Source organism: Tersicoccus mangrovi, from assembly GCF_036881825.1.
Lineage (GTDB): Bacteria > Actinomycetota > Actinomycetes > Actinomycetales > Micrococcaceae > Tersicoccus > Tersicoccus mangrovi.
Genome location: NZ_JBAJMW010000002.1, coordinates 432217 through 449918, shown reverse-complemented (window position 1 = coordinate 449918; position 17702 = coordinate 432217). Strand labels below are relative to the sequence as shown.

General features: G+C 74.0%; 17 protein-coding genes. 10 read left to right on the top strand and 7 right to left on the bottom strand.

Going from position 1 to position 17702, the window contains the following annotated elements; genetic code table 11:
- Positions 1-74: 74 nt before the first annotated feature.
- The 4 genes from V6N00_RS05895 to V6N00_RS05880 form a co-directional block, all read right to left on the bottom strand.
- Complete coding sequence (locus V6N00_RS05895) at positions 75-542, bottom strand: DUF3817 domain-containing protein (RefSeq protein ID WP_334231140.1); 468 nt, start codon at positions 540-542, stop codon at positions 75-77.
- A 74-nt stretch (positions 543-616) separates the two neighbouring features.
- Positions 617-1396 carry an SDR family oxidoreductase gene (locus V6N00_RS05890; protein WP_334231139.1) on the bottom strand — a complete coding sequence of 260 codons (780 nt, stop codon included), beginning with the start codon at positions 1394-1396 and terminating at the stop codon, positions 617-619.
- Positions 1393-2052: an isochorismatase family protein gene (locus tag V6N00_RS05885; RefSeq protein ID WP_334231138.1), complete on the bottom strand. Its 660-nt coding sequence runs from the start codon at positions 2050-2052 to the stop codon at positions 1393-1395. The genes V6N00_RS05890 and V6N00_RS05885 overlap by 4 nt, the downstream gene beginning before the upstream one ends.
- Positions 2053-2148: 96 nt before the next feature.
- Entirely contained in the window at positions 2149-3477 is a 1329-nt protein-coding gene (locus V6N00_RS05880; RefSeq protein ID WP_334231137.1) for a nicotinate phosphoribosyltransferase, read from the bottom strand.
- Positions 3478-3546: 69 nt separating this feature from the next.
- On the opposite strand from V6N00_RS05880, the gene clpS reads away from it, so the two are divergent.
- From clpS to rdgB, 6 genes are all read left to right on the top strand, one after another.
- Positions 3547-3870: an ATP-dependent Clp protease adapter ClpS gene (gene clpS / locus V6N00_RS05875; RefSeq protein WP_334231136.1), complete on the top strand. Its 324-nt coding sequence runs from the start codon at positions 3547-3549 to the stop codon at positions 3868-3870.
- Positions 3870-4430, top strand: a complete 561-nt coding sequence (locus V6N00_RS05870) for a DUF2017 domain-containing protein (RefSeq protein ID WP_334231135.1) — start codon at positions 3870-3872, stop codon at positions 4428-4430. Before clpS ends, V6N00_RS05870 begins: the two co-directional genes overlap by 1 nt.
- A 94-nt stretch (positions 4431-4524) precedes the next feature.
- Complete coding sequence (murI, locus tag V6N00_RS05865; protein WP_334231134.1) at positions 4525-5565, top strand: glutamate racemase; 1041 nt, start codon at positions 4525-4527, stop codon at positions 5563-5565.
- Positions 5562-6383, top strand: a complete 822-nt coding sequence (locus V6N00_RS05860) for an MBL fold metallo-hydrolase (RefSeq protein WP_334231133.1) — start codon at positions 5562-5564, stop codon at positions 6381-6383. The genes murI and V6N00_RS05860 overlap by 4 nt, the downstream gene beginning before the upstream one ends.
- Before the next feature lie 169 nt (positions 6384-6552).
- Complete coding sequence (gene rph / locus V6N00_RS05855; protein WP_334231132.1) at positions 6553-7341, top strand: ribonuclease PH; 789 nt, start codon at positions 6553-6555, stop codon at positions 7339-7341.
- 11 nt (positions 7342-7352) lie between these two features.
- Positions 7353-8018, top strand: a complete 666-nt coding sequence (rdgB, locus tag V6N00_RS05850; protein ID WP_334231202.1) for an RdgB/HAM1 family non-canonical purine NTP pyrophosphatase — start codon at positions 7353-7355, stop codon at positions 8016-8018.
- Positions 8019-8046: 28 nt separating this feature from the next.
- Here rdgB and V6N00_RS05845 read toward each other — a convergent pair whose 3' ends face one another.
- Positions 8047-8751, bottom strand: a complete 705-nt coding sequence (locus V6N00_RS05845; protein WP_334231131.1) for a DedA family protein — start codon at positions 8749-8751, stop codon at positions 8047-8049.
- A gap of 152 nt (positions 8752-8903) precedes the next feature.
- On the opposite strand from V6N00_RS05845, the gene V6N00_RS05840 reads away from it, so the two are divergent.
- Complete coding sequence (locus V6N00_RS05840) at positions 8904-9641, top strand: 3'-5' exonuclease (protein WP_334231130.1); 738 nt, start codon at positions 8904-8906, stop codon at positions 9639-9641.
- Between the two features lie 32 nt (positions 9642-9673).
- Here V6N00_RS05840 and V6N00_RS05835 read toward each other — a convergent pair whose 3' ends face one another.
- The gene (locus tag V6N00_RS05835; RefSeq protein WP_334231129.1) at positions 9674-10726 is read right to left on the bottom strand and encodes an ADP-ribosylglycohydrolase family protein; all 1053 of its coding nucleotides are present in this window, start codon (positions 10724-10726) and stop codon (positions 9674-9676) included.
- Between the two features lie 219 nt (positions 10727-10945).
- Here V6N00_RS05835 and V6N00_RS05830 point away from each other — a divergent pair, with 219 nt between their 5' ends.
- The 3 genes from V6N00_RS05830 to V6N00_RS05820 all read left to right on the top strand — a co-directional run bounded on the left by V6N00_RS05830 (position 10946) and on the right by V6N00_RS05820 (position 16780).
- The gene (locus V6N00_RS05830; protein ID WP_334231128.1) at positions 10946-12133 is read left to right on the top strand and encodes an MIP/aquaporin family protein; all 1188 of its coding nucleotides are present in this window, start codon (positions 10946-10948) and stop codon (positions 12131-12133) included.
- Between the two features lie 100 nt (positions 12134-12233).
- A complete protein-coding gene (locus tag V6N00_RS05825) occupies positions 12234-13472 on the top strand; it encodes an exonuclease SbcCD subunit D (RefSeq protein ID WP_334231127.1) in 1239 nt (412 codons plus the stop codon).
- Positions 13469-16780, top strand: a complete 3312-nt coding sequence (locus V6N00_RS05820) for an SMC family ATPase (RefSeq protein WP_334231126.1) — start codon at positions 13469-13471, stop codon at positions 16778-16780. Before V6N00_RS05825 ends, V6N00_RS05820 begins: the two co-directional genes overlap by 4 nt.
- A 128-nt stretch (positions 16781-16908) precedes the next feature.
- Here V6N00_RS05820 and V6N00_RS05815 read toward each other — a convergent pair whose 3' ends face one another.
- Positions 16909-17688 (bottom strand): IclR family transcriptional regulator, encoded by a 780-nt coding sequence (locus V6N00_RS05815; RefSeq protein ID WP_334231125.1) that lies wholly within the window; start codon positions 17686-17688, stop codon positions 16909-16911.
- Between the last annotated feature and the right edge of the window lie 14 nt (positions 17689-17702).

Below are 17702 nucleotides of genomic sequence, written 5' to 3'. Positions count from 1 at the left end.
CCTCTGCGCCAGCTCGTCAAGAGATGCTCGATCCGGCCTCGAGACGACGAGCTGGCGGAACGAGGTGCGGGGAACTAGCTGCGGGGGACCGGCGGCCCGGCGACGAGCAGCGCGCCGAACACGGCGAGGACGACGACGGCGCCGATGACAGCGGTCACCACCGGCCGGCGCAGCGTGGCCGCCTGCAGCCGTTCCAGCGCGCTGCGCGGCACCTCACCCGTCCGTCCGCCCGGGCCCAGCCGCCAGCGATCGCCGAGCAGGCCGCGCCGCTCGGCGGAACGCTCGAACGGCAGGGTGGCGTACGGGATGACCGCAGAGGCGAGGCCCGCGAGGGTCCGTCCCGCGGACCAGCGCCCGTCGACGGCCACGTAGACGGTGGCCGCGAGGTAGGCGAGGAAGGCCAGCCCGTGCAGCCCGCCGCCGATCCGCACACCGAGCTCCGTGGTGCCGGTGACGTACTTGAGCACCATGCCGAGGATCAGCAGCGTCCAGGTGACGGCCTCGATCAGGGCGAGACGGCGGAACAGGGTGCGGGGACTCACGGTCGGAACTCCTGGGGTCGGGGCGTGCCTCGATTCTCTCAGGAGCCCTCAGCCGTTCAGGAACCCTCAGCCGTTCAGGAGTGCGGTGCCGCCAGCCACTCGTCGAAGGTGCGGGAGTCGAAGCGGGCGGTCGGCGGCGGCAGCAGGGCGCCGGCGCGCAGCGCGCGGTTGGGCATCGGCACGGTCGCGACCGCGGGCGTGCCGCGCCGCTCGGCCAGCCGGCGCGCCATCGTCCCGGTGTCGAGCACGTCCGGGCCGGCGACGTCGACGGTGCGGGCGCGCTCGGCCGGCCCCTCGTCGACGACGTCGGCGAGGGCCTCGGCCACGGCGTCGGCGGAGACCGGCCGCACGCGCATGACCGGGACGACCGCCAGGTTCGCGACGCGGAGCTGGTGCAGCAGCTGGTCGGCGAACTCGAACCACTGCGTCGAGCGCAGGCTCGTGAAGCCGACCCGTCCCGGCTCCTCCAGCAGCCGGCCGCGGTAGACGTCGTCCTGGGCCGCCTTGCCCGCGTAGTAGCCGAGCGCCTTCCGCAGCGCCGGCTCGGTGACGTTGACGATGGACAGGCAGGCGACGTGCTCGACGCCGGACGCACGGGCCGCGTCGGCGACGTTGCGCGCGGTGACGGTGAAGAAGTCGACCGCTCTGCGGCGGCGCAGCGTCGTCACGTTGAGGCAATCCACGACGGTGTGCGCCCCGGCGAGCGCCTGGCTCAGTCCCGCACCGGTGACCGCGTTGACGCCGGTGGACCGGCTGACCCGCACCACCTCGTGGCCGCGGGCGGCGATCGCGGTGGCGGCCCGGGCGCCGAGCGCGCCGGACCCGCCGAGGACGACGACGCGCCTACCGGTCACGATGCGGCCGGTCCCGGCGCGGTGTCGCCGTCGGCCGTGCCGTCCGCGGCATCGACGGCGCCGCTGCCGGTGTTGCTGTCGATGATCCTGACGCCCGCGGCGGCCAGCTCGGTCAGGGCCCGCTCCGTGGCGTCCGGCGCCACGCCGGCGGTGAGGTCGGTCAGCACCGAGACGGTGAACCCGGACCGGGCGCCGTCGAGGGCGGTGGCCCGCACGCAGTGGTCGGTCGCGATGCCGACGACGTCGAGCGTGTCGATGCCGCGGTCGCGCAGCCACCCGGCCAGGTCCTGCGGCGGTGCCCCCGCGGCGGCCGATGTGCTCGCGTGCGCCTCGAAGCCGGAGTAGCCGTCGGAGTACTCGCCCTTGTGGAAGAGGACGTCGATGGCCGACCCGTCCAGGTCAGGGTGCAGCTGGGCGCCCGGGCTGCCCGCGACGCAGTGCACGGGCCAGCTGGTGACGAAGTCCGGGTGCTCGGAGAAGTGGGAGCCGGGGTCGATGTGCCAGTCCTGGGTGCCGGCGACGGCGTCGTAGGCGTCGCGGTGCTCGCGCAGGTACCCGGTCACGGCCGCCGCGACCGCGGCACCGCCCTTCACCGCGAGCGCCCCGCCCTCGCAGAAATCGTTCTGCACGTCCACGACGATCAGTGCCCTGCCCATGCTCGCTCCGTTCTGGCGGCCGGACGGTGCCGGCGGTACTCGGTGACGCTCGGTGCTCGGCGCTCGGTGCTGGTGCTGGTGCTGGTGCTGGTGACGCTAGTCCGTCTCGACGATGGTGGGGATGACCGGCTCCCCGCGGGACATCGACTGCACCGCCCGCGGCAGCTCCGCGCGGGCGGCGGCGTGGTGCTCCGCGGCGCGGGTCACGCCCGCCGGCCCGGTCCAGCCGTCCTGCAGCTCGCCGTCGATGATGAAGTCGCAGGTCAGGGCCCGGTCGTCGCCGTCGTTCTCCGGCCGGCCGCCGATCCGGACGACCTCGGCGGTCGCGACGCCGTCCTCGTCGCGGCGGCGCATGCCCCACTTGTCGCCGCCGACGGAGATCTTGTCCTTGGACGCCTTGGCCACGTTCACCCAGCGGCCGTCCTCGCCCTGCCGGGAGACCAGCTTGTAGACCATGGACGCCGTCGGCACGCCGGAGCCGATCACCAGCTGGGTGCCCACGCCGTAGGAGTCGACGGGCGCCGCGGCCAGACCGGCGATGGCGAACTCGTCCAGGTCGGAGGTGACGGTGATCCTCGTGTCGCGGTTGCCCAGGGAATCGAGCAGGTCCCGCACCTCGCGGGCCTGGACGGCCAGGTCACCGGAATCCAGGCGCACTGCGCCGAGCTCGGACCCGACGAGCCGGACGGCGGTACGCACCGCGGCCTCGACGTCGTACGTGTCGACCAGCAGCGTCGTGTCGTGGCCCATCGACTCCAGCTGGGCGGCGAACGCCTCCTCCTCGCTGTCGTGCAGCAGGGTGAAGGAGTGGGCGGCGGTGCCGATGGTGGTCAGGCCCCAGCGGCGGCCCGCCTCCAGGTTCGAGGTGCCGGAGAAGCCGGCGATGACGGCGGCGCGGGAGGCGGCGACGGCGGCGTCCTCCTGGATCCGCCGCGCGCCCATCTCCAGGCACGGCCGGCCGTCGGCGGCCAAGGTCATGCGGGACGCGGCGGAGGCGATCGCGCTGTCGTAGTTCAGCACCGAGAGCAGGTAGGTCTCCAGCAGGCACGCCTCGGCGAAGGTGCCCTCGACGGAGAGGATCGGCGAGTTCGGGAAGTACATCTCGCCCTCGGCGTAGCCGCGCACCGAGCCGGTGAACCGGTAGTCGGCGAGGTAGTCGAGGGTCTGCCGGTTGACGACGCGCGTGGACTCGAGGAACGCGAGCTGCTCGGGGCCGAACCGGAAGTCCGCGATGCCGTCGAGCAGCCGACCGGTGCCGGCGACGACGCCATAGCGGCGCCCCGTGGGCAGCCGCCGGGCGAACACCTCGAAGACCGAGCGGCGATGGGCGGCCCCCGAGTGCAGGGCGGCCTGGAGCATCGTCAGCTCGTAGTGATCGGTGAACAGCGCCGTGCTGGGCCGGCGCGCGGGTGTCGCGTCACTCACGGGGTCCACCCTAGGTCACGCCACCGACGCCCGGCGTCGCAGGTCGTCGCGGCGAACTACCATGGGGGAATGTCCATCGCCGCCCCGATCGAGCAGACCTCCCCGCTCTCGTCGCCGGCATCGCAGACCGATCCGGACGCCCGCAGCCAGCCCGACGTGCCGTGGGTGCTGATCGTCTGGAACGACCCGGTCAACCTGATGAGCTACGTCAGCTACGTGTTCCGCAGCTACTTCGGCTACTCCGCGGAGAAGGCGAACACCCTCATGCTCGAGGTGCACCAGCTGGGCCGCTCCGTCGTCGCGACCGGCAGCCGCGAGAAGATCGAACAGGACACGACCGCCATGCACGGGTACGGCCTGTGGGCCACCTATCGCCGGGCGGACGAGAGCTGATGGCCCACGGATTCCGTACCACGCGCCGCGGCATCACCGGTTCCCTCGAGGACGCCGAGCGCGAGCTGCTGGGCAAGCTATTCCACGACGTCGCGTCCATGGTCGAGCCGGAGACGGCGCCCGACGCGGACCCCCTGGCGGCCCTCGTCGGCATCGACCCGGACGCCGCCGTCCCGGAGGACACCGCGGTGCGCCGCCTGCTCCCGGACGCGGTCGACGGGGACGACGAGGCCTCCCTCGAGTTCCGCCGGCTGACCGAGCGGGGCCTGCGGGAGCAGAAGACGGCAGGTCTGAAGGCGGCGCAGCTGATGATCGAGTCGGACCCCATCCAGCTCGACCCCGAGCAGGCGACCATCCTCTCCAGAGCCATCAACGACGTCCGGCTCGTCCTCGCCGACCGGCTGAACATCGTCACCGACGAGGATGCGACGCGGCTGCACGGCATCACCGACTGGGCCGAGGCCACGGACCTCGAGAGCTACCTGGCGCTCGTCTACAACTTCCTCACGTGGCTGCAGGACACCCTGATGCAGGCACTCCTGCGGGCCCTCGACCGCTGACGCCGTCCTCGGCCTGCGTTCCCGTTCCCGGTGTGAGCAAGCAGACGGGATGTGAAGTTCTGGCGGCGCTCAGGGAACGGCTAGTCTTCCTTCAATGAAACGTGCCGTCCCCAGCTCGACGTCGAGCGACGACGTCGACTCGACGCGCACCCGAAGCTTCGCCCCGATCGGGATCTTCGACTCCGGCGTCGGCGGACTGACGGTGGCCCGTTCCGTCATCGACCAGCTGCCGCACGAGTCCATCCTGTACGTGGGGGACACCGCTCGCGCCCCGTACGGCCCGCTGCCCATCGCCGAGGTCCGCGCCAACGCGCTCGGCGTCATGGACGAACTGGTCGACGCCGGCGTCAAGCTGCTCGTCATCGCCTGCAACTCCGCCTCGGCCGCCGTGCTGCGCGACGCCCGGGAGCGGTACACCGCCGCCTACGGCATCCCCGTCATCGAGGTCATCCAGCCGGCCGTGCGCCGCGCGGTGGCCTCGACGCGGAACGGGCGGATCGGCGTCATCGGCACCGCGGCGACCGTCGGTTCCCGCGCCTACGAGGACACCTTCGCCGCGGCTCCGCACCTGCAGATCACGTCCGCCTCGTGTCCCGCCTTCGTCGACTACGTCGAGGCCGGCATCACCAGCGGGCCCGAACTGCTCGAGACGGCCGGCCGGTACCTGGCGCCGCTCAAGGAGGCCGGCGTGGACACCCTCGTGCTCGGCTGCACCCACTACCCGCTCCTGACGGGGGTCATCTCCTACCAGATGGGCGACGACGTCACCCTCGTCTCCAGTGCCGAGGAGACCGCGAAGGACGTGTACCGGGCCCTCATCGACCACGATCTCGCGCGGCCGGCCGGGGGGCCGCCGCCGCAGCACCAGTTCCTCGCGACCGGGGACCCGGCCCAGTTCGAGACCCTCGCCCGACGCTTCCTGGGGCCCGAGGTGCGCGACGTCGAGCACGCCGACCACGTGGCGGCCCGCTATCCCACCGGCACGCTGGCCCGGATCACCCCGGAGATGCTGGCCGCGGCACGCCAATCGGTGGCGAGCCGTGCCGCGATGACGCTGCCCACTCGCGTCTCGTCCCGTTCGACCGACCAGATCATCCACCGCACCCGCCTCGGGTCCGGCGGGGGAGTCGGGTGAGCGTGCGCGTCACGATCGTCGGCTGCGCCGGCTCCTTCCCCCGACCCGATTCCCCGGCGTCGTGCTACCTGCTCTCCGCGGAGGACGCGGACGGGCGCACCTGGAACGTCGCGATGGACCTGGGCAGCGGCTCGCTCGGGGCGCTGCAGTCCTACATCGGGCTGGACCGGCTCGACGCCGTCATCATCTCCCACGCTCACGCCGACCACTATCTGGACATGGTCGGCCTGCACGTGGCGCTCCGGTGGAACCCGGCGGGCTGGAGCGGGCACCCCGTTCCCGTGTACGCGGCGGGCATGCTGGCCGACCGGCTCGCGCTGGTGGCCGAACTGCCGCCGGACCCGGGCATGCACGCGGAGTTCGAGTTCCACACCTGGGCCGCCATGAAGACGGAGCACATCGGCCCGTTCACGGTCACGCCCTACCCGGTGGACCACCCGGTCGAGGAGGCGTACGCGCTGCGGATCACCGGCCCCGGGGACGACGGCGCCCAGGCGGTGCTGGCCTACTCGGGCGACACCGATGCGTGCCCGGCGCTGGACGAGGCCGCGAGGTCCGCCTGCTTCTACCTGTGCGAGGCCGCCTACCACGAGGGTCGGGACGACGCCGTGCGCGGGGTGCACCTGACCGGCCTGCGGGCGGGGGAGTCGGCGCGCTCGGCCGGGGCCCACGTGCTCGCCCTGACCCACCTGCCGGTGTGGAACGACCCGGTCCGCAGCCGCGAGGAGGCCCGCGAGGTGTTCACCGGTCAGGTCGAGACGGTGGCCGCGGGGGACGTCTTCGTGCTGCACGGCGCCGGCCGGGTCGACCGGGGCTAGGTTCCCCCTTCTCGCCGGCTGGTGCCGGTCCACGGCGCCGCGTCCTCACGCACGGTTGCGGCGGGACCGTCACCGTCGAGCGAGATCGTCGTCGACGGTGGCATGACGGCCCGCTGCGACTGAGGTCCGCCCGCCGAACCCCACCGCCGGAAACCCCTAGGCTGGAACCATGACTGACGCCTCGACCACCGCCTCGTCCGCCGCGACTCCGTCCTCCGCGATCGCGCCCGTGGTGAGGGCCGACGGACGCGCTCCTGACGAGCTGCGCCCCATCAGCATCACCCGGGGCTGGTCCGCCCAGGCGGAGGGGTCGGCCCTGATCGAGTTCGGCAACACCCGCGTCCTGTGCACCGCGTCCCTGACCGAGGGCGTGCCCCGCTGGCTCAAGGGCGAGGGGCGTGGCTGGGCCACCGCCGAGTACGCGATGCTGCCGCGGGCCACCAACACCCGCTCGGACCGCGAGTCGGTCAAGGGCCGCATCGGCGGCCGCACCCACGAGATCTCGCGCCTGATCGGCCGCTCGCTGCGCTCGATCATCGACCTGAAGGAACTCGGCGAGAACACCATCGTGCTCGACTGCGACGTCCTCCAGGCCGACGGCGGCACCCGCACCGCGGCGATCACCGGTGCCTACGTCGCGCTCGCCGACGCCGTCACCTGGGCTCGCACGAAGAAACTCATCAAGCCCACCGCGAAGCCGCTGAAGGACACGGTCTCCGCCGTGAGCGTCGGCATCATCGACGGCGTCCCCATGCTGGACCTGCCCTACGTCGAGGACGCCCGCGCCGAGACCGACATGAACGTCGTCGTCACCGGCTCCGGCCAGTTCGTCGAGGTGCAGGGGACCGCCGAGGGGGTCCCGTTCAACCGGTCCGAGCTCGACGCCCTGCTCGACCTCGCCCTCGCCGGCACCACCGAACTCGCCGCCATCCAGCGCTCCACCCTGGGCGAGGCGTGAGCGGCGGCGCGATGACCGGGGCCGGAAGCGCCCGCCTCGTCCTCGCGACGCACAACCGGGGCAAGCTGGTGGAGCTGCGGGAGATGCTGCGCGGGACTGTTCTGCCGGGCGGCCGCGCGCTCGACGTCGACACCGACGTGATCGACGCCGGGACCGCCGGTGCCCCCGACGTGCGCGAGACCGGCGTGACCTTCGCCGAGAACGCCCTGCTCAAGGCCCACGCGGTCGCTGCGGCGACGGGTCTGCCCGCCATCGCCGACGACTCCGGCCTGGCCGTGGACGTGCTCGGCGGGGCTCCGGGCATCTTCTCCGCCCGCTGGGCGGGCCGGCACGGCGACGACGAGGCCAACCTGCGCCTGCTGCTCGCCCAGCTCGGCGACATCGACGACGACGAGCACCGCGGTGCGGCCTTCGTCTGTGCGGCCGCGCTCGTCGTGCCGGGCGGACACCCGGGAGCGGACGTCGAGCCCGTCGTCGTGCACGGGCAGCTGCGCGGCACCCTGTTGCACGAACCGCGCGGGGAGCACGGGTTCGGGTACGACCCGATCCTGCGCCCGGACGGGCACGATCGCAGCTGCGCCGAACTCGACCCCGCCGAGAAGAACGCCATCAGCCACCGCGGCCAGGCGATGCGCGCCCTCGTGCCGCACGTGGTGAGCGCGCTGGCGGCCCGGTAGCCGCTGGGCAGAAGGGCCCGCTCCGGGCTCAGTCGACCGGATCGGTCTCGCTGCGGGTGCCGCTCTGGCGGCCGGTGCGGCGCGCCTTGAGCAGCTCGACGGCGATCGGGATCACCGAGACCGCCACGATGACGATGAAGATGACGTCGATGTTCCTGCCCACCCAGTCGAACTGGCCCAGCCAGAACCCGAGCAGCGTGACACCGACGCCCCACAGCAGAGCACCGATCACGTTGAAGGTGATGAACGTCCGGTAGGGCATCTTCGCGACGCCGGCGATCACCGGGACGAAGGTACGCACGATGGGCACGAACCGGGCGAGGATGACGGCGCGGCCGCCGAACCGCTCGAAGAACTCGTGGGCGCGGTCGACGTACTCCTTCCGGAAGAGGCGCGAGTCGGGGCGCCGGAACACGGCCGGTCCCACGCGGTGCCCGATGTAGTAACCCACCTGGTCGCCGGCGAAGGCCGCGACGAAGACGCACAGCCCGAGCACCACGATGGGGACGCCGATGGTGCCCGTCGCCACGAGCAGGCCCGCCGTGAACAGCAGCGAGTCGCCCGGCAGGAAGAACCCGACCAGCAAGCCTGTCTCGGCGAAGACGAAGGCACAGACCAGCAGCACGATCCACGGGGCGAGGGCAGGATTGCGCAGGAAGACGTTGGGATCGAGCCAGTCGGGCAGGATGCCGGCCACCGGGAGGGTGGCGAGGGCAGGCAGCAGCGAGGTCACCCGTCAAGCGTACGGGCTGGACGCTGTGGCCCGGCTCTGCGGGACCGTGGTCTCAGCCACGCCGTCGGGAAGCGCGGGGGACGGCGTGGCGTCCGGTGTGCTGTCCGGCGTTGTGTCCGAGGACGGACCGGCGCGGGCGGTAGCGTGACGGGGTGGGAATCGCGTTCACGGCCATCGACTTCGAGACCGCCAACGGCCACCGCGGCTCCCCGTGCGCCGTCGGACTGGTCAAGGTCCGCGACGGGCGCGTGGTCGAGGAGACCTCCTGGCTGATGCGGCCGCCGCCGGGCACCGATCACTTCGAACCGGCCAACGTCGCGATCCACGGCATCACCGCCGCCGACGTAGCCCGCGCGGAGACCACGGCGGAGGCCCTGGGCCGGATCGAGCGCTTCGTCGACGGCGACCTCATGGTCGCCCACAACGCTGCCTTCGACCTCGGCGTCTTCATCGAGGCCGCCCGGGCCTGCGGGGTCACGGTCGCCCCCGCGCGGTCCGCCTGCACCGTCCGCCTCGCCCGCCGCACCTACCGACTGCCGTCCTACTCGCTGCCCTTCGTCGCCGCCGAGGCGGGCGTTCCACTGCTCCAGCACCACGACCCGCTCGAGGACGCGCGCGCGTGCGCCGGCATCATGATCGACGTCGCCCGCCGCCACGCGGTGACCGACCTCGCCACGCTGTTCGCGCGCCTGGACCTGCCGGCCACGGCCTGGGGTCCGGGTGCGGCGACGGACCCGGCGCGTCCCCGCCAGCTCGCCCTGTTCGACGTCGTCGACGGTCGGTTCCGCCGGCACGACGCCGACGACTGGCCCTCCACCCGGGACGACGCGTGGCCCGCGCGCGGCCGGGACGCCGTCGCCGTCGGGGAGGGCCTGCGCCTGACCGGCTGACCGGACCCTGACGCGACGCGGTCGTGCCGACGTCAGCGGGCGCCGGCCACCGCGGCGAGGAACTCGTCGACCTCGCGCTCGACGACGTCACGCTCCACGAGGGCGGCGACCCACGCCGGGTCGAGGGCGGCCGTGCCGTGCAGGGCGCCGACGATGTTGCCCGCGATCGCCGCGGTCGAGTCGCTGTCCCCGTCATGATTGGCCGCCCGCACCAGGGTCCGGCGCAGGTGTGTGGCGGGGTCCTCGTCGGCGTCGACCAGCGCGCAGTACACCGCGATCGCGAGCGCCTCCTCGGCGACCCAGCCCTCACCGAAGCGCGCGGTCAGCCGGGGCGGGTCGACGGGGACGACGGCACCGGGGGACCGGTCCGCGCGGTCCGCCGCCGCGGCCTCGACCGCCGTCCGCAGCGCCGTGTGCGTCTCGGCGGCACCCTCCCCGGCCCGGGACAGGGCGTCGACGGTCTGGGCGACGGCGTCGTCCAGCGTCGAGCCGCGGACGATCCGGGCGACGATGCCCGCGAGGGCCCCGGCGGAGGCGGCCGCGGTCGGGTGCCCGTGCGTCAGGGCCGATCCGCGCGCGGCCAGGTGCACCATGTCCTCGACCGCGACGTGCGGCACGAGGCCGAAGGGCGCGGAGCGCATGACCGTCCCGCAGCCCTTCGAGTCCGGGTTGACGGGCCGCTCGACCGTGCCCATCCGCCCGGTGCCCAGGCCCGAGAGGCAGGCGTTGCCCGGGGCGCGACGGTGCCGCATGTGCGGATTCGACTCGAGCCACGTCGGCGGCGGCTCGGGAGCGGCCTCGGGCAGCAGCTGGCCCTGCGTGCGGTACCAGCGCAGGTAGGCCAGCCACAGGCACGCCAGCTCGTCGGCGGCCGAGCCCTCGTTGGCCCAGCGCAGCGCCTCGGCGAGCGCCTCGAGGGTGAAGAGCGTCATCTGCGTGTCGTCGGAGATGACCGGCTTGTCGACGTCGGCGAGGTCGGTCAGCCCCTGCTCGCCGAAGCGATCGGCGATCGCCGCCCAGCGGTCGAACTCGACGGCGTAGCCGAGGGCATCGCCGAGGGCGCCGGCGAGGACGCTGCCCCGCACGCGGTCGGCGTGGTCGGGCCGGGTCCGGTCGGTGAGGCCGGCAGGGTCATGAGCGGAGCGGGAATCGACGGGGCCGGTCGTCGAGGACGTGGTGTGAACATCCCCACCCGGGGACGGCATCGAAGCGGACACACGGAAACGATAGTCTCGACGGGCAATCGCGTGATCACCGGCGCGAACGACGCCGGTTCCGCGACCGATGACGAAATCGAGGACTGCATGGCTGCCGATCCTGGCCGCACCCCCCAGCCGAGCGACCGCACCACCCCGGGCGCCGCCCCCGCGAACGTCGTGAACACGGGCGCCGCGCCGACGGGCACCGTGGCCACGGACGACGCCGCGACGGCCGGTCGGGCGCGCTCCCTCTCGTTCGCCGACGGCGTGGGCGACCTCGCCGCCCCGGTGCCCGTCGCCGGAACCAAGGAGGGGCTGGCGGTCGAGGACGTCGCGCGCAGCGCGGGGCCGTGGGCCCGCGCCGGTGCGGAGGCGATCGGCACCTTCCTGCTGATCTTCGGCGGCCTCGGTGGCGTGCTCTCGGGCCTGCTCGTCCAGACCGGCGGCATCCCGGGGCCCGTCGTGCTGGGCCTGGCCATGGTCGTCGGCGTCCTGGCGTTCGGCCACATCAGCGGCGGCCACTTCAACCCGGCCCTGACGCTCGGCGCCGCGATCGCCGGCCGCACCCGCTGGGTGCACACGCCGTTCTACCTGCTCGGCCAGCTGGTCGGCGGCTTCGCCGCGGCCGGCCTGCTCTACCTGGTGCTGCACGGCCACCCGCAGCTGGGTGGCACGCTGCCCAACGTGTTCAGCGCCCTCTCCAACGGCTACGACAGCCACTCGCCGACGCAGTTCCCGCTGACCAGTGTGCTGCTCGTCGAGGCCATCGGCACCGCCCTGTTCGTCGCCGTCGTCCTCGGTGCCACCGCGCGCCGGGCGAACAACCTGCTGGCCGCGCTCGCTGCGGGCTTCGGGCTGACCGTCGTCCTGGCCGTCACCGGCCCCATCTCCAACGGCGCGATCAACCCGATCCGCTCCACCGTCGCCGCCGTCTTCGCCGAGGGCTGGGCCGTGCAGCAGCTGTGGGTGTTCTGGGCGGCTCCGCTGCTCGGCGGCCTGCTCGCCGGGCTCGTCTTCCGCAGCTTCCTGCCGGTCGCTCCGCGCGCCACCACCGGAACGGATGACGACGTCGCGGACGACGAGGACGAGGCCCCCGGCCCGGTCGAGCGGACCGGCGACCGCCCCGCCCGCTCCACCGTCACGGTGCGTCGCGACGACGCGAACGGCCCCGTCTCCGGTCACGGCGATGCGGGCGCTCCGGCGGCCGAGCCGGAGGGCCGGCACGCCGCGCCGACCGCCGCTCCCGAGCACGAGGTGCGCGACTTCTTCGACCGCCGGGACGGGGAACGCTGACGCCGCTCGACACCGTCCCGATGCCCCGCCGTGGCCCGCAGTCGAAGGGATCGCGGCGGGGCATCGCGGTTCTGTCGGTGGCCGGATCTAGCGTGGAAGCATGAAGATCCTCCACACCTCGGACTGGCACCTGGGCCGCTCCTTCCACGGTGTCGGGATGCTGGCCGACCAGCGTCGTTTCGTCGACCAGCTGGTCGGGACCGTGCAGCGCGAGCACGTGCGCGCTGTCCTGATCAGCGGGGACGTGTACGACCGGGCGCTGCCCTCCGTCGAGGTCGTCCAGCTCTTCTCCGACGCGCTGGACCGGCTCACGGCCGCCGGCGCGGACGTCATCTTCTCCTCCGGCAACCACGACTCGCCGATCCGTCTGGGCTTCGCCGACCGGGTCCTCGCCCGCGGCGGGGTCCACGTGCGCACAGGACTGGACGCGCTGACCGATCCCGTCCGGCTGACCGACGCGGACGGCACCGACGTCGCCGTCTACGCCGTGCCCTACCTCGAGCCCCGGCTGGTCGCCGACCGGCTCGGCGTCGAGCGGCCCGGCCATCCCGCCGTGATGACGGCGGCCCTGCGGCTGGTGCGCCGGCACCTCGCCGGCCTCGCCCCGCTCGCCGACACCCCGCCGGCCGCCGGGAAGGCGACGGCGACCGAGGACGACGGCGCGCTGTTCCCCGTCCGCGACGCGACGCCCGTGCGGTCGATCCTCATGGCGCACGCCTTCGTCGCCGGTGCCGAGGAGTCGGACAGCGAGCGGGAACTCGCCAGCGGCGGTCTCGGCCAGATCCCCGTGCCCGTGTTCGACGGGTTCGACTACGTGGCCCTGGGCCACCTGCACGGCCGTCAGACGCTGCGGGAGAACGTGCGCTACAGCGGCTCCCCGTTGCCGTACTCGTTCTCCGAGGCGCGGCAGGCCAAGGGCGGATGGCTGCTCGACGTCGGTCCGGAGGGGCTGCGCGCGGTGGACCCGGTGACCGTGGCCGTCACCCGCCCGCTGGCGATCCTCCGTGGGACCCTCGAGGACCTGCTGGCCGACCCAGCGCAGGCGGACGCCGAGGGCGCCTGGTGCCAGATCACGCTCACGGACGCCGAGCGTCCCCTCATGGCGATGGACCGCCTCCGCGAACGCTTCCCCCACACCCTGGTGCTGCAGTTCGACCCCCAGGGCGCAGCGCCGCGCGAGCGTTCCACGTACAGCTCCCGGGTGGCCGGCGCCGCCGACGACCTCGAGGTCAGCGCCGGGTTTCTCCACCACGTGCGCTCCCGGCCGCCGTCGGAGGCCGAGCGGGAGGCGCTCACCGCGGCGCTCGACGCCATCTCGCTCGCGGAGGCCGCCCGATGAGGATCCACGCTCTCGACGTCGAAGCCTTCGGCCCGTTCGCCTCCGCCCAGCACATCGACATGGACGCCCTCTCCGAACAGGGCCTGTTCCTGCTCAACGGGCCCACCGGGGCCGGCAAGACCAGCGTGCTCGACGCCATCTGCTTCGCTCTCTACGGGTCGGTCCCCGGGGAGCGTCAGAACGCGCGCAACCTGCGCAGTGACCACGCCGCGCCCGACGCCGCCCCGACGGTCGGCCTCGACTTCACCGCGGGCGGCCGGCGGCTGCGGGTCACCCGCTCGCCCGCGTGGGAGCGGCCCGCGCGGCGCGGTGCGTCGCGCCTCGTGCCCGAGAACGCGAAGGTCAGCCTCGAGGTGTTCGAGGACGGCGTCTGGTCCGCTCGCAGCACGCGCGCGGACGAGGTCGGAGCCGAGATCCTCGACACGATCGGCATGTCCAAGGACCAGTTCACGCGCGTCGTCATGCTGCCGCAGGGGGAGTTCGCCCGGTTCCTGCAGGCCAAGCCCTCCGAACGCGAGGACCTGCTGGAGAAGCTCTTCGGCACGGACCGCTACGGTCACCTCGAACAGCGCCTCGCGCAGGACGCCGCCGGGGCCGAGTCACGCGTCGGGGAGGACGAGACCCGGCTCGACCTGCTCGTGCGGCAGGGCTGGGACCTGTGGACCGACCTGCCGCTCCCGCTGCCGGCCGAGCGCGCCGTGGACGGTGACCCCCAGGCCGATCTCGGAGACGACGCAGCGATCCCGACACGTCAGCCGGGCCGGCCGGACCAGCCCGATCATGCGAACCGCTCGACGACGTCGGACGAGGCGACCGACTCGGGCGGGGAGCAGGAGCATGACCGGTCCCTGACCGACCTGCGGGAGGCGGTCGCCACCTCGCGCTCGACCGCGTCGGACGCGCTGGAGGAGCGTCGCGGCGAACTCGCCGCGGCCGAACGGGCCGGCGCCGAGGCCACCGAGCGGTTCGAGCGGCATTGCCGGCTCGCCGAGGCGCGCCGGGAACGGGCGGCGGTCGAGGCGGAGCAGGACTACGCCGTCGCGCGCCGCGAACGCCTCGACGCGCACCAGCGCGCCACCGCCGTCAGCGGCCAGCTCGCCGCGCTCGACCGCGCCCAGCGGAGCCTGACGGCGGCCGGCCGGACCGAGGCGGAGGCCGCCCGCGCTGCTCGGGACGCCGGTGACGTGCCACCGGACGACGCCGTGACCACGGCAACGGTCGAGACCGTGACCACCACACCGGTCGACGCCGCGGACGAGTCGCCGACCTTCGCCTCCGGCGCAACCGCGGACGAGTCGCCGACCTTCGCCTCCGGCGCAACCGCGGGTGAGACGCGAGTCGATGCCTCGGCGCGGCTCGAGCGGGTCGAGGCAGCCCTGGCTGTCGGGCGCTCCGACGCCGCCGTCCTGGAGGCACGGCTGCCCCTGGAGGAGGACCTGGTCGCGATCCGGGCCACCGGACACGGCCTGGAGGCGGACGCCGACCGGCTGCGGGCCGACGCCGCGGAGCACGAACGGGCCGCCCTCGACGCCGAGGCCCGGCTCGCCGATCTCGCCTCCCGCGTGGAGGCGACGCGCACGCTCGCCGCCCAGCACGAGTCGCGCACCGCCGCCGTCGAGCGGGCCGCCGCCGTCCTGGACGCCGCCACCCGCCTGGTCTCCGAGCGGCGTGCGGCGGACCTCGCGGAACGCGACGCGCTCACGGCGCGGTCCTCCGCGCAGGATGCCCGGCAGTCCTGGCTGGACATCGTCGAGCGACGCCTCGACCACGCGGCAGCCGAATTGGCCGGGCGGCTCGCCGCCGGTGAGCAGTGTCCCGTGTGCGGGTCGCTCGACCATCCGCACCCCGCCGACCCGGGGGACGCTGACGTGCCCACCGAGGCGGACCAGCAGGTCGCACGAGACCGGCTCGATGGCGCCGAGGCGGCCGCCGGTCGCGCGCAGACCGCCGCCGCGGACGTCGCCCGCCGCATCGCCGCCCTCGAAGCCGTCGCCGGCGGCACCGACGTCGCGGCGGCGACCGATGCCCACGACGCCGCGCGCCGTGCCGCCGAGGAGGCCACCGCCGCCCGCGACGAGGCCGCCCGGCAGGACGCCGAACTGGCGCGGGTCCGGTCCCGGGGACAGGCGGCACGGGAGGCCGCGCAGCGCGCGCGGACCGAGGTGGGTGCCGTCACGGCCCGCCTGGAGGAGGCCTGGGCCCGGACGGAACACCTCGACGCCCAGCTGGCCACCGCGCGGGCCGGCTACCCGACCCTGGCCGATCGCCTCGTCGACGTCACGGCTCGCTGCGAACGCCTCGCCCGGTGGCGCGACGCGCTGGCCGCGCAGCGCACCGCGGAGCAGGCACGCACCGACGCGGTCGCCGCCCTCGAGGACGCCCTGCAGCGCCACGGCCTGGCCGGAGAGGCCGCGGCGCGATCCGCCCTGCTGACCGACGCCGAGGCCCAGAGCCTGGTGACCGCGATCGCCGCGCACCAGCGGCGTTCGGATCGCGCCGAGGAGGCCTTCGCCAGCGCCGCCGTCATCGCGGCCCTGGCGGAGGAGGCCGACGAGATCGTTCCGCCGACGCCGGAGGACCTGGACCGTGCGCGGACCGCGGTCGAGACCGCACGCGAGGCCGTCGCGGACGCCGAGGTGCGCCAGCGTCTGCTCGACCGGGGACACGAGCGCCTGACCACGCTCGTCGAGCAGGAGACCGCGTTGCTCGCGGCCGTCGGACCCGCCCGGGACCACGCGCGCATGCTGCGCTCCCTCGCGGACACCGCCCGCGGGCTCGGGGACAACGCGTACCGGATGACGCTGACGTCCTACGTGCTCGCGGCCCGGCTCGAACAGGTCGCCGCGGCGGCGAGCGAGCGGCTGCTGACGATGAGCAGTGGGCGCTACACGCTCGACCACAGCGACGCGCGGGTCAAGGGCAACGCCAAATCGGGGTTGTCGCTGGTCGTGCAGGACGGATGGACCGGCATCAGCCGGGAGACGAGCACCCTCTCGGGTGGGGAGGCGTTCATGGCGTCCCTTGCCCTCGCCCTCGGTCTGGCCGACGTCGTCCAGCAGGAGGCCGGCGGCCTGGACATCGACACCCTCTTCGTCGACGAGGGCTTCGGCTCCCTCGACGAGGCGTCCCTCGACGACGTCATGGAGGCCCTCGAGGGGCTGCGCGACCGGGGCCGGGTGGTCGGCGTGGTCAGCCACGTCGCCGACCTGAAGCACCGCATCCCGGTCCAGCTCGACGTGGTCAAGCAGCGCAACGGGTCGCGTGTGGCGGTCCGAGTCGTCGCGCGGGACGAGGACGCCGTCGCCTGACGACGGTGCGCGCCGACGGGGCAGTGCCGGCAGGGGAGCGGCGTCCAGGGGAGTGGAGCGCAGGGGGTAGCGTGCAGGGCGCAGGGCGCAGATGAGGCGTCGCGGATGAGCGGCCGCCCCCGGTCCCGTCAGGCCAGCTGGTCCTCGATGCGATTCGCCGTCTCGACCAGGCGGCGGCCGATCTGCGCGGTGTCGTCCCGCTCCCCGAGGTAGAGCACCGCGAGGGCGGCCGGGGTCTGGCCGATCCGCCGGATCGGGGCGGCGATGGCCCCGACGTCGGGGATCACCTCGTCGTGGCTGACCGCGTACCCCAGCTCCCGCGCGCGCAGCGCCTCCGACCGGTACGGCGAGGTCGGGTCGACCGCGCTCCACTGCTCCTCGCTGATGGCCGACTGGATCGCGATCCCGGGCGCGCCCACGGAGAACGAGTGACGGGTGCCGGGGCGGATCGTGGCGCCGCGCGCCGGCGGCTCGACGGTCACCAGGGTCACGCAGTCCGCGTGGTCCCACACGGCGACGAACGCAGTCAGGCCGAGGTCCGTGGACAGTTCGGTGAGCATGGGCAGGCTCGCCGACTGCAGGGACCGGGCCACCGACCGGGCCAGCGTCGCGAGCCCCGGGCCCGACATCAGCTTCCCGGCGTCGTCTCGCACGACGAGCGAGTGCTCCTCCAGCGTGCGCAGGATCCTGTACGCGATGGAGCGGTGGACCCCGAGCGCGGCCGCCACCTCGGCGATGGACATCGGGGCGTCGGCGTCGGCGAGGATCTCGAGCATCGTGATGCCGCGCGAGAGCGTCTGCGCATGCGAGCCGCCGGTCGTCGACGAGGTGCCCGTGGCCGCCCGGCCCCCGGGTACGGCCTGGCCTCCGGGGGCTTCCGCCTCGTCCTCGTGCAGCGGTGACGTCATCCGCTCGCTCTCCT

Excerpts from the sequence above, each read along its gene's own strand:
- V6N00_RS05815 (WP_334231125.1), bottom strand. The coding sequence starts at position 17,688 with ATGACGTCACCGCTGCACGAGGACGAGGCGGAAGCCCCCGGAGGCCAG.
- clpS (WP_334231136.1), top strand. The coding sequence starts at position 3,547 with ATGTCCATCGCCGCCCCGATCGAGCAGACCTCCCCGCTCTCGTCGCCG.
- V6N00_RS05820 (WP_334231126.1), top strand. The coding sequence starts at position 13,469 with ATGAGGATCCACGCTCTCGACGTCGAAGCCTTCGGCCCGTTCGCCTCC.
- murI (WP_334231134.1), top strand. The coding sequence starts at position 4,525 with ATGAAACGTGCCGTCCCCAGCTCGACGTCGAGCGACGACGTCGACTCG.
- rdgB (WP_334231202.1), top strand. The coding sequence starts at position 7,353 with ATGACCGGGGCCGGAAGCGCCCGCCTCGTCCTCGCGACGCACAACCGG.
- rph (WP_334231132.1), top strand. The coding sequence starts at position 6,553 with ATGACTGACGCCTCGACCACCGCCTCGTCCGCCGCGACTCCGTCCTCC.
- V6N00_RS05830 (WP_334231128.1), top strand. The coding sequence starts at position 10,946 with ATGGCTGCCGATCCTGGCCGCACCCCCCAGCCGAGCGACCGCACCACC.
- V6N00_RS05825 (WP_334231127.1), top strand. The coding sequence starts at position 12,234 with ATGAAGATCCTCCACACCTCGGACTGGCACCTGGGCCGCTCCTTCCAC.
- V6N00_RS05885 (WP_334231138.1), bottom strand. The coding sequence starts at position 2,052 with ATGGGCAGGGCACTGATCGTCGTGGACGTGCAGAACGATTTCTGCGAG.
- V6N00_RS05870 (WP_334231135.1), top strand. The coding sequence starts at position 3,870 with ATGGCCCACGGATTCCGTACCACGCGCCGCGGCATCACCGGTTCCCTC.